9 protein-coding genes and 1 pseudogene are annotated in these 12266 nt (G+C 33.4%); 9 read left to right on the forward strand and 1 reads right to left on the reverse strand.

Features of this window, described 5'->3' with window-relative positions:
- The first annotated feature begins 101 nt into the window (after positions 1-101).
- The 4 genes and pseudogenes from OL234_RS05170 to treC all read left to right on the forward strand — a co-directional run bounded on the left by OL234_RS05170 (position 102) and on the right by treC (position 6957).
- A complete protein-coding gene (locus OL234_RS05170) occupies positions 102-3146 on the forward strand; it encodes a DEAD/DEAH box helicase (RefSeq protein WP_275468181.1) in 3045 nt (1014 codons plus the stop codon).
- Positions 3147-3179: 33 nt separating this feature from the next.
- Positions 3180-3620, forward strand: coding sequence for a PH domain-containing protein (locus OL234_RS05175; protein WP_275468182.1), 441 nt, complete (start codon positions 3180-3182; stop codon positions 3618-3620).
- Positions 3621-3811: 191 nt separating this feature from the next.
- Positions 3812-5230, forward strand: a pseudogene (gene treP / locus OL234_RS05180) (PTS system trehalose-specific EIIBC component); the annotation flags it as partial.
- 71 nt (positions 5231-5301) lie between these two features.
- Positions 5302-6957 (forward strand): alpha,alpha-phosphotrehalase, encoded by a 1656-nt coding sequence (gene treC / locus OL234_RS05185; RefSeq protein ID WP_275468184.1) that lies wholly within the window; start codon positions 5302-5304, stop codon positions 6955-6957.
- A 26-nt stretch (positions 6958-6983) separates the two neighbouring features.
- Here treC and treR read toward each other — a convergent pair whose 3' ends face one another.
- Positions 6984-7706 (reverse strand): trehalose operon repressor, encoded by a 723-nt coding sequence (treR, locus tag OL234_RS05190; RefSeq protein WP_275468185.1) that lies wholly within the window; start codon positions 7704-7706, stop codon positions 6984-6986.
- Between the two features lie 874 nt (positions 7707-8580).
- Between treR and OL234_RS05195 the strand changes: the two genes are divergently transcribed.
- The 5 genes from OL234_RS05195 (at position 8581) to OL234_RS05210 (ending at position 12116) form a co-directional block, all read left to right on the forward strand.
- Positions 8581-9477 (forward strand): hypothetical protein, encoded by an 897-nt coding sequence (locus OL234_RS05195; protein WP_275468186.1) that lies wholly within the window; start codon positions 8581-8583, stop codon positions 9475-9477.
- Positions 9478-10190: 713 nt separating this feature from the next.
- Complete coding sequence (locus OL234_RS05200; RefSeq protein WP_275468187.1) at positions 10191-10679, forward strand: ParA family protein; 489 nt, start codon at positions 10191-10193, stop codon at positions 10677-10679.
- A gap of 82 nt (positions 10680-10761) precedes the next feature.
- The gene (locus OL234_RS11000; RefSeq protein ID WP_367618561.1) at positions 10762-10941 is read left to right on the forward strand and encodes a DUF5388 domain-containing protein; all 180 of its coding nucleotides are present in this window, start codon (positions 10762-10764) and stop codon (positions 10939-10941) included.
- 56 nt (positions 10942-10997) lie between these two features.
- Positions 10998-11435 (forward strand): hypothetical protein, encoded by a 438-nt coding sequence (locus OL234_RS05205; RefSeq protein ID WP_275468188.1) that lies wholly within the window; start codon positions 10998-11000, stop codon positions 11433-11435.
- A gap of 138 nt (positions 11436-11573) precedes the next feature.
- Positions 11574-12116, forward strand: coding sequence for a serine O-acetyltransferase (locus OL234_RS05210; RefSeq protein WP_275468189.1), 543 nt, complete (start codon positions 11574-11576; stop codon positions 12114-12116).
- Positions 12117-12266 lie beyond the last annotated feature (150 nt).

Raw genomic sequence — 12266 nt, forward strand, 5'->3', positions numbered from 1 at the left:
TGTAAACAAAAAGAGGATTAATGACAATATTCCTTGTTATAATTTTATTATTACGTGAGGAAAGATGGTATGATGATAGTAAGTAGTTTTAGGAGGTAATTATGAGAAAAGTTGAAAATGTATTAAGCGCCTGGGAATTAGTTGAATATTTAAGCGCTGGAGAGCTACCTAGTGATAAAGACCTTAAATCAAACCAACGATTAAACGTCCTTAGTACGGAGCGAAAACAATTAGGCTCTGAATTAGGAACCTTGACAGGTGATAAAAAAACAATTGTTTATTTGAATTGTTTTACAAATTATGATTTACAGCTATTTTTACGTCACTACTATAAAAATGATAATGTTGGTCTTGATGAAGATACATGTAAACGATATAGCGCCTCAATTGAAATAGATACCAATTTACAGTATATTGAGGGGTCATTAGTCATTCCTCATATGATGCTATTGCTAAAAAGAATAAATGAAACAACGCTTGATCAAACCATGTCCTTTCAAGAAATAACGGCTAGTTATCAAGAGTCGTATCTCTTTGTTGAACAAGAAATTCGTGACTGTTTTTCTAAAAGGGAAGTGGCTATCAGTGAGGTAATTCATTCAGTTGAGTTGTTATTAATGAATTATTTTAACTTGAAAAATTTAAATCTAAAATATCCAGTTGTTAGTTACACTCTAGCTGGTGTAACAGATCGAGATAAACCAACTGATTTGAATAGCTTTTATTTAAAAGATCTTAAAAAAATTAAAAAAGACGGCATTAATCCAAGATTATTCAAGTTTATTAAAGGAATAGAACAGCATCATGATATTGATGACAATCGTGATACGCTTATGCCCTTAATTCATCCTAATGAACTTCCTTTGGGTCGATGGCCATCTGAAATTCCATTTAAATTGAATTTAATGCAACAAGTCGCAGTTAATTTAGCAGTAGACTTAAAGGATGATATTTTTTCTGTAAATGTGCCAACAGGAACCGGTAAGGTTACTTTAATAAAGGATATTATTGCAGATTTAATAGTACAACGCGCTTTTAAAATGGTTGGCCTAGCTAAACCAACTGATGGATTTATTGCACGTAATGCGTTAGATGTTTCAGACGAGACACTCTTACCTAAAAAACTTGCACCTAATCTAATTGGTTATGGCGTGACAGTAGCAAGTTCTAACAATCCTACAGTTGAAACCATCATAAAAAAACTGCCCTTAACTAACAAGATGGCTCATAGTGTAAGCTCTTTCGAAAATGAACCTACCTATCAAGAGTTATTGAAAGAACTAGATTATTTTTCTGAATATAGTGATATTATTAATCAAACAGAATCAGGTTCTCATTGGGGGTTATTTTCTTTTGATTTTGGAAATAAAAACAAAGTTGATACGGTTTTAACAACTTTAATTGAGGGTGGTAAGCAAGGAGAGTTACCTAGTTTATCATCAACAATGCGACTGTTTTTTAATGATGACTCAAAAAAGGTCAAAACTTGGGAACAAGTAAAATCTGAGTTTATGGAAACGATTGTTGAAATTGAAAATGAACAAGCCAAAATTTTAAAATATAAAAAAGCAATTTTATCGCTAGAACAAACACAAGTTGCTTATTTGGCTGCAGTGAAACATTATGAAGAAAAATCTGAACTTGTAGACAAAGCAAGCGCAGCTCTTAAAGAAGCGCTCATAACAGCTGAACAGTCCAAAGTGGTTGTAGATAACTTGCCTTTAGATTCCATGATTCAAAAGATGAAACATCGCTTATTTGGTAAAGAAAAAGCAGAAAATATAAAGGCTCGCAAAGCTCTTTATTATGCTAATCAAGAAGTTATCATAAAAAAAGAGAGTTTAAAAACTAGCAAAGCGTTATTAGAAGAAGCTGCTAAGGACCAAGAAGCTACTGAATCTTCAATTCCAGCTTTAGAACAAGCTGTCAAAGAAGGTAAGGCTTATTTTGACGCCACTAATAAAATAACTGTTGGAGATGATAGCTACTGGTCAAAAGATAACTATGCTGAACGTCAAAGAGAAACACCTTGGGTTTCAGATAAATTAAATTATTATCGTGGCACTTTATTTATTAAGGCTCTACAAGTCCATAAGTACTTTAATGCGGCTAATCAAGACCAGATAGAACAAGCTTTACAGATTTTAAGTAAACGTTATGAGTTTGATCGAAGCAAGTCGGCTAATCAAGAGTTACTAATCGATTGTTTTAATATTTTACAATTAGTTGTTCCGGTGATAAGCATAACCTTTGAAAGTATCGGGGAATTGTATCAAGAATTAGGTAAAGGATCTATTGAAAATTTAATAATTAATGATGCCGGTCAAATATCACCACAGCAAGCTGTTGGAGCCATCCAACGTTCGTTAAATGTGATGACACTGGGAGATTCAGCTCAACTAAAACCGATTCAAACTTTGGATGATATGATTGTTAACAATCTATCGCAAGCCTTTGATTTGGAAGAGAAATATGTCGGAAGAAGTGCATCTGTACAAAGATTGGCAGATGAAGCGAATGCTTACGGAACTTATAAGCAAGATGGGACTTATATCGGTACGCCTTTATGGGTTAATAGACGCCTTAAAGAACCGATGTTCTCTGTCGTCAATGAATTATCTTATGAAAATAAGATGGTTTTAGCCGAAGAAGAACCTATTAAAACAACAGGTGAAGCCTATTGGGTAAACGTAAAGGGGAGTGTCATCCAAGAACAATTTGTGCCAGAGTATGCCAATGTATTAGTTGAATATCTTTCAACTGAAGTAGCAATTAAAGATGTTTTTGTTATTTCACCATTTAAATCAGTGAGTGATAATTTAAAACAACTTCTGGGGAAAGGTCAATATCAATTGCCTAACATTCCAAGTGACATCTTAATAAAATGGAAACAAACAAATATCGGAACCGCTCAAACATTTCAAGAAAAAGAAGCTAAAGTGGTCTATTTTGTTTGTGGAACTGATACTAAATCTGATAAGTCCCCAAATTGGGTCTCTGAAGAAGCTGCTATTATTAACACCGCGATGACATGTGCAAAAGAGAAATTTATAATAATCGGAGATCGTCAGAGCTTAAAAGAAAAACCTCATTATAATATCGTTGATAACTACACAAAATCACTAGCTTCAAGTTATAACAAATAAAAAAATTGAAAAATTACCAGGAGGGAATCGTTAATGATCAATTTTAAACAATTACTGCAAGGGACACTTGGCAACTATTCAGAATTAACGACAGAAGAGTTAACAGAGGAATATGGTCTCTATTTATTTGATAACGAAGAAATTACGATAGGTTATAAATTGGTTCGAGATGTTTTGATTTTTACCAATCATCGAATTATTTTTGTTGATAAACAGGGTGCAACAGGTAAAAAAACAGCTTTCAGATCGATTCATTTAGATTCTATTGTAGAAGTTGAGATGGAAACATCAGGTTTTGGTATAGATGATAGCGAAATTACTATTACCTATCTAAAAAATGTGAATCAACGGTCAAATGAGGAGAGTCATGCTAATTATAAATTTGAATTTCCTAAAAAAACCGATATCTTGCCGCTATACCGGTTTTTAGGCAATATATCAATGGCTAATAGAGAACGCATTAATCATTATTAGGTTAGCTGCTATTAAAAAAACTACCGTTTTTTCGGTAGTTTTTTTTTTGTAGAATTCCCCCTATTTTAGAGATAAAAGTGATAAATCGACAATTTTTAGAGTTAACTCTTGAAGAAAACGATTGTATTTTTTAGTTTAATCGCTTATACTCTTATTATCATCTTGTATATACAAGTTAGGAGGCGTTATGAGTGAAAAATTATAAAAATGATGCAGCATTATTATTAGAGCTTGTAGGAGGAGCAAGTAATATTGCAGCAGTCACACATTGTGCGACTAGAATGAGGTTTGTTTTAAACGATACAAGCTTAGCAGATCAAGACGCGATTGGTGAAATAGCTAGTGTCAGAGGAGTATTTGCCCAAGCAGGACAGTTCCAAGTTATCATTGGCAACGATGTATCAGAATTTTATAATCAATTTGTGAGTATTTCAGGGATTGAAGGCGTATCTAAAGAAAATGTTAAAGTGACAGCCACACAGAATTTAAATGTTGTTCAACGTGCCGTAGCTGTTTTGGCAGAGATTTTCAGTCCATTGATTCCAGCAATTATTGTAGGCGGTTTATTACTAGGCTTTAGGAATATATTGGAAACGATTCCTTTTGATGCTTTGGGTGGCCAGACGATAGTGGCTACCTCACAATTCTGGGCAGGAGTCAACGCTTTCTTGTGGTTACCTTGTGAAGCTATCTTTCATTTTTTACCCGTAGGGATCACATGGTCTATTTCTAAGAAGATGGGAACAACTCAAATATTAGGAATTGTCTTAGGTTTGACATTAGTCTCTCCACAGCTATTAAATGCTTATTCGGTTGCGACAACAGCAGCAGGAGATATTCCTAAGTGGAATTTTGGCTTTATTCAAATCGATATGATCGGTTATCAAGCTCAAGTTATTCCAGCTATGTTAGCCGGATTCTTGTTATGTTATCTGGAACGTTTCTTTAGGAAAATCATTCCCGAAGCTATTTCGATGATTTTCGTTCCATTCTTTTCTCTAGTGCCAACAATTTTAGCTGCTCATATCATTTTAGGGCCTATTGGTTGGAAGATCGGTAACATGGTATCACTTGTCGTAAATGCCGGCTTAACAAGCTCATTAAACTGGTTATTTGGTGCTATTTTTGGTTTCTTATATGCACCACTCGTTATTACAGGCTTACATCATATGAGTAATGCTATTGATTTACAATTAATTGCTGATTATGGCTCTACCAATCTATGGCCAATGATTGCTTTATCAAATATCGCCCAAGGATCGGCTGTGTTAGCCATTGTATTTGCCCATCGTGGAAACAAAGAAGAACAACAAATTTCAATTCCAGCAACTATTTCATGTTATTTAGGTGTAACTGAACCGGCAATTTTTGGTATAAACTTGAAATATCTTTATCCCTTTGTTGCGGCTATGATTGGTTCGGCTATTGCAGGAATGACGAGTACGCTGTTAAAAGTCACAGCCGCCAGTATTGGAGTTGGAGGCATTCCAGGGATCTTATCGATTAAACATGGTTATTTTTCATTTTTCTTATGCATGTTAATCGCTATTATAGTCCCCTTCATCTTAACGTTGTTTTTCAGAAAGCATAATATTTTAAATAAAATCGATCGTGTCTAGACTAGGTAAGGACTTAACTGTCTAGATATACAGACAATAAAAATGAAGTAGAGGTAATCATAATGAATTTTAAAGAAAAAGTAGTGTATCAAATTTATCCAAAATCTTTTTACGATAGTAATGGGGATGGTGTTGGAGATTTACAAGGAATTATACAAAAAATCCCTTACCTTGCTGATTTAGGAGTAGATGTCCTTTGGTTCAATCCTTTCTTTAAATCACCCCAACATGATAACGGTTATGACATTTCAGATTATTGTGCTATCGATCCTCTTTACGGAACGATGAGTGATTTTGAGCAACTTGTGTCAGAAATGACCAAATATAAGATGGAAATAATGCTTGATATGGTCTTAAATCATACATCAACCGATCATCCGTGGTTTCAAAAAGCTTTAGCTGGTGAAGAAAAGTATCAAAATTATTATATATTACGCCCCGCTAAAAAAGATGGTGGCATTCCGACTAATTGGGACTCTAAATTTGGTGGAAAAGCTTGGAATCGCTTTGGGCAAACAAATAATTATTATCTACATTTATTTGATAAAACACAGGCAGACCTAAATTGGAGAAATCCTGAAGTTAGAGAAGAGATGCAGAAAATTGTCCAATTTTGGTTAGATAAAGGGGTCAGAGGATTTAGATTTGATGTTATTAATTTAATCGGAAAAGACGAAGAGCTGCACCAAGCAACAGATGATGTAGGTAAATATTTATATACAGATAGACCTATCGTCCATGAGTTTTTACATCAACTCAATCAAGCGACGTTTGGTAAATACCCTACGATGACGGTCGGAGAGATGTCAGCCACTACGATAGAAAATTGTATCTTATATACTCAGCCAGATCGTCAAGAACTTGATATGACATTTAATTTTCATCATTTAAAAGTTGATTATGATAATGGTAATAAATGGAGTAAAGCCCCTGTTCGTTTCAATGAGTTAACAACACTTCTTCACGATTGGGGTGAAGGGATGTCGGAAGCCGAAGGATGGAACGCATTATTTTGGAACAATCATGACCAACCACGTGCCTTGACCCGCTTTGCAGATGACCAAAAACTAAGAGTTCCCTCTGCTAAGATGTTAGCAACAGCCATCCATTTAAACCGAGGAACTCCTTTTATTTACCAAGGAGAAGAGATCGGCATGACAGATCCTTACTTCGAGTCGATTGATGAGTACAGAGATGTTGAATCGCTAAATGCTTATGATAAACTAAGAGAAGAAGGGTTATCGAATACTAATGCTCTAGAAATAATTCAGACTAAGTCTCGTGATAATTCTCGAACACCAATACCTTGGAACAATCAAGTCAATGCCGGTTTTTCTACTGGAACACCATGGTTAGGGCTTGGCAAAAATTGGCAAACCGTCAATATTAACAATGAGTTAACTAATGGTAGTATTTATTCTTACTATCAAAAATTGATACAATTAAGAAAAACATATTCTGTTATTTCCAGAGGGGATTATCAAGCATTTGATCGAGATAATACCAGTTGCTATAGTTATATTCGTGAAGATAGTTCAGCTAAGCTGTTGGTCATAACTAATTTTACTTCTAATAGTATCGCATATGATTTACCGGAAGAATGGCAAACTGCTGAGGTACTTATTAATAATTATGACACAGAGGTGACTCTGACAGATAGCCACTCTCGAGCTGTTCCATTACAAGCCTATCAAGCCCTAGCATTACTTATTAATTAGCAGCTATTAAAGTATGTCAGGCTAGTCTATTTTTTATTCCTTCTAGCAAATTCAACAAATTTAAACTTGTCAATTCGATGACGAGACTCAGTATATTGAAATAGGCGCGTATCTTGTAAGAAAACTTGACTGCGAACCACTACAACACAACTGTCAGTGGGTCTTAAACTCATTAATTCTTGATCCTCACTTGTAATAGGCTCAACAGTGATTTCTTTTTTTGCATAACCAATTTCAAGTTTTAAAGAATCCTCAATATATTGATATAAAGAGGTACTTGCATGATCCTTAGTCAGATCTGGTATAATTTCAGCATCCAAATAATCTTTATCAATAATGACTACTTCACCACTCAACTCCCTTTGTCGAATAATCGTATATAGTTCATTCGTTTCGTTAAAAGGAAATAGTCGATGATGTTCTTTTTCATTACAAATCCGTCCTTTGTGGAAGACTGGGACTTTTGTAATAGAGGGCAAATGCTGTGTTTTTGTCAATTCATGGTAACTTGTTAAGCCTGAGACAGGAAAATCATAAGTTGGAATATCTAAAATAATACTCCCTTTTCCTTGTTGCTTTTGGATATAACCTTGCTCAGCTAGTAAGACGAGGGCTTTTCGGATCGTCTCACGTGAAACTGAATATTCTTGTGCTAATTTATTTTCACTAGGTAGTTTTTCTCCCGAAGCAAATTCACCTGTTTTTATTTTGTCTTCTAATTCTTGAAATATTTCTTTATATCTATTCATCTTCTCACCCACACTTATATAATAATCCTACCATACACAATTATTAATAAAATGTCACGATTTTTCAATAAAGAGATAAATAAGGAACTCAAATAGTTAAGTGGTTAAAAGGAAACCCTCCACATCCTTACTACGTTACTAAATAAGTAAATAAGTTTAAGAAGAAGTCTATATAATATTCTAATCAACTATCTATCTCGGCTTACAGTTTCTTATAATAATAAAAAACCACCTCTGATTGAGGTGGAAAAATTGGGAGTTTTTGATCTCGAAAAGGTGTACCCAAAGGTACCAGCGTGGAAGGTAGGACTCGAACCTACACTACAGATTGAATCAGGTAAGGATTGCCATCGAGTATACCTAACCCAGTAGAAAAACCACCTTGGTTCATCCACGTATGTTTCTTTCTAACTTACCTATATAATATCAAGTAATCTCTAAGAGATGGTTAAGAGAGTGGGAACTATTCTAGACTAATTGTGAATTTTTGACGATGGTTATTAATTTTTTATAAAGGTGTTTGATTACAAGATGAGTTTTTATGAAAGTCACTTAACGCTAAAAGATCTCAACATACAAATCGGAATAGGGTCTGGTATTAATCCCTGTATAGATCCAAACACTGTATTTCAATTATTTTATAAGAGTAAAGTAAGTGGTGAAAAGAGAAGCGTAATGTTTTTCACTATAAATTAAAATTATATGACGTTTATAGTTATATCAAAACATTAAATAGTTTAAATCGATATTTAAATTACATTAATCATCAAAATGCAATGACAATTAAGTGCTGTTGTACTAAACTGATAATAGATACTTATAAACAGAAAACGTTTTTAATTAAGCAAAAGGATTAAAATAGGAGGGATTAAGTATGAAAAAAAGTATTATTGGGTGTGTATTGTTAGGTACAGTTTTGACTATGGTAGGTTGTAGCAATGAGTCAGGTAGTCAGGATGTTGTTAGTGAAGAGACAGTTGAAGAAACAACAGAATCGGTGAAAGAAAAAACTGAACAAGAGGACAAAGCTGAGCAAGGGGAACAAGAAAAAAAGAAAGAAGAGCAACAGAAGACAGATAAAGAAAAAAAAATTTTTGGATTCACAGCTAGTGACGGTTATACAAAACATCAAAAAGAATTATTGACAACATATACTCAGTTAGAGGTTGAAGAGAGACTTGGTAAGAAATTAAAACTTGGTGATTTATCAGATTGGAATTATAGTAAAGGCATGTCTGAAAGTGGAGAGGATAGATGGAGCATCGTTAAATTGAACGATCCTATGGGAAGAGTTAAAACTTTTTATGATTGGGATGGTAATCCTGATCATGATGCTACTCTTAAATATTTTGAAGTTGGGGGAGAGGTAATTTTAGATAACAGAGATAAGCAAAAAAACAATTCTAACTTATCAGAAGACAATGAATTAACTGAAGAGGCCTCATCTACAGAAAATAATACTGATTATCAAAGCATTTTAGATGACTATACGGCTAAAATACAAGCGGCTGCACCTCTGTTGGTAGATGAGTATAATAATGAAGCGCCAGCTAATGAAGATGGGTTAGAAGGACTTGCAGAACTATCTAATGATAAAGTATCAAAATTAGCAGAAATATCTAATGAGGGTATTTCTGAAATGGCAGAAGTAATGATGACAAAAGGGTCTGGTAAGTACGAGGAATATGAAGAGTGGGCTGATAAATTGATGGAAGTCTACATGACAGAAGCAGAACAAATAACAGACGCTTATATGAATTCCAGTATGTAAAATATCATTCATAAATTTATGAGAATAAGCAGTCAAATTTATGAAAGGAGAAGCCTTTTGTCTGCATTTGTCTGCACTAGAAACAATTAATTTAATTATAGATATAGAGATGTATACTATAGCTATGATTGCCTTAGTTGTGATATTGCTAAAAATGACAAAAAAACAACCAACCTTTAACTTTAGCAGGTTAATTGGTTATTTTTATTAACTTAGCTACCATCTTAAATGGCTTTATAACTAGAGAATCATGTTCACGCATGGTTCTCTCTTTTCAATTTTCATTATACGTAGTCAGTATTCAATCTATATTGTACCTATTGGGATGGGGTATCTTCTTGCTAGATTTGATTACAATATAATAAAGCTTATGCGATTTTTGTTATTGAGCAATAGAGAATTTCAGTTGATAGGAGTCATAGCAATAAAACATGAGTTAACTACTTAGGAGAATACGAGAATAGAATTTTTTGTCGCAAAGGTAAGGATTGAATCAATGGCTGTTGTTGCTACACACATTTGGCTTATCGTTAATAAATTTTTTAATTGTTCTACCATATGAATCGCCTCCTGATTAGTATTTTTATGTATTCTCCAGGTAAGGAAGACGCTCAGTATAAATGCTGAGGTAAACATCACTAAGTGTATCGGTACTCTCCTAAATTTTTAACTATCTTTAGTATAAAGTGATGTGATTAAAATAGCAATGTCACTTGTTTACATCCAGTTCAACGTATTTTGCTGAAATTATTAAAAAATTCGAAGATGAGTTTGATTACATTCTATTTGATGTACCGCCAACATTATCAACGTTCACTGACTCTGCAGTTTTAGTTTCTGACTACATTGTAATTGTTCTTCAAACACAAGAGCGTTCGTTTATTGGTGCTGAAGCATTCATCAAATACCTACAAGAACTGATGGGCAGTTATGAAACAGATTTTGATATTTTAGGTATTTTACCAGTGCTTCAAAAAAATAATGCTATCGTTGATAAATCTGTTCTTAAAAATGCAACGGAAGAATTTGGTGAAGAAAATATGTTTAAAACAATCATCAAAAATATGGAGCGCTTAAAACGTTATGATATTACAGGTATTATTGATCCAAAAATCAATAAAAAATTTGATATGCATGATAAGAACGTGCATGCCTTATATAGTGAAGTGACAGATGAACTGATAGAAAGGATTGAGGGATAATGACTACCAAAAAAATCAAACCTTTTAAAGCCTAGTAAACCTGCACAACCAGACAATACTTATAGTCGCGATAAAATATACTCTGTGTTTTCAAGATACAAAAAATAGGCTCCAATCATTAATAACCATGATGGACGCCAAAAATGTTGATGAAGTTGTTGAAAGACTCATTGATTCATACTCTGAATTAATGTCTGATGAAGAATTAAATGAATTTAGATTTATTTGTAAGTCCCTTGATAAGAGGACTATAAAGAGATAATTTATGAAAATTATCTGATTAAAATATTTTTACTATATAATAATTAGGAGCATTTCATGAATAATACAACAATAACTATTATGATACTCATCAACTTGGTTTTGATACTACTCACATTTCTCTCAAAGGATTATTCTAAAAATCAAAATTTTTATATCTTATTTATAGTCGGAATTATTAATGGTATCTCACTATTTGGTTGGATCAGTGTTGATGGAGTTCCAGAAGCGGCCAGATACTCAGCCTTTTTACAGAATTTCGCGATGTCCTTGTTGTTTATTAATTTTTACTTTATGAGAAAAGGAAATAGAGGACAATCTCTTACCATAGCCATTGCTAAATGGATAGGAACGTTAGCTCCTACAATCTTAATGGGAGTGGTTCAATCATTCAATCCATTCATTATTATTTGTGGGGTGTTTTGTTCTGTTTTTGATATCTTCTATATTTATCTTTTGAGTCCTAAAAACAAACTACTTTCACTGTATTCTTGACCATTACATCTTGGATATTTAGTTTTTTTAATTTACTTATAATAGTATCACGACAGTTTAGAAGACTGTTTTTAAACTAAGAATTAAAGCTAACATAAATAAAACTTTTAATACGGAAACAGTAGGAGGAATTAACGTATGGAAAATAAAACATTTGAAGAATTATTAGAACTATTCTGCTATTCTGATAGCAAGGAAGAAGTTAAGAAAGCTGCAAATTTGCTAGAATGGCGTTATAATTTTGAACTTTATTGTAGCGAAATGGATAAAACCGTTCGTTTTGCTCATCACGGTCGTGGATGTACCATCGTAGCTGCCAAGCTTTGTAAAGGCGTAGTGATTTACCAAAATGTGACTCTTGGTTCTAATATGCGTTATAATAAACGATTGAGTATTTGGGAAAATATTGGAAACCCAATACTTGCAGATAATGTTATTGTCAGTGACGGAGCAAAAATTTTAGGACCAATTATAATTGGTGAGAATACTGTGATTGGTGCCGGTGCTATTATTACTAAAGATGTACCAGCAAATAGTGTTGCATATGGTGTTAATCAATTTAAGCCAAAGAACCCTGATTATGACCTTGTATTTAATAACAATATGGTTTCAAGAAAGCTCAATATAGAAGCCAATGAAACACTTGTAGAGAGATTTAACAAGTCAAAAAAACATCATTAAATTTCGGCTATTTGAAGTATAGAAGTTAATGAACATGGTGGTGTGTCATTAGCGTTGATTCCTTATGATTAGAAGAAAAGAATATTTAAGTATATTAGATATAATACTCACTATCTAGAGTACGGTTCTGTTGCAAAGTTATAAATAAGA

It is taken from the genome of Vagococcus intermedius (assembly GCF_029144185.1).
GTDB lineage: Bacteria > Bacillota > Bacilli > Lactobacillales > Vagococcaceae > Vagococcus_D > Vagococcus_D intermedius.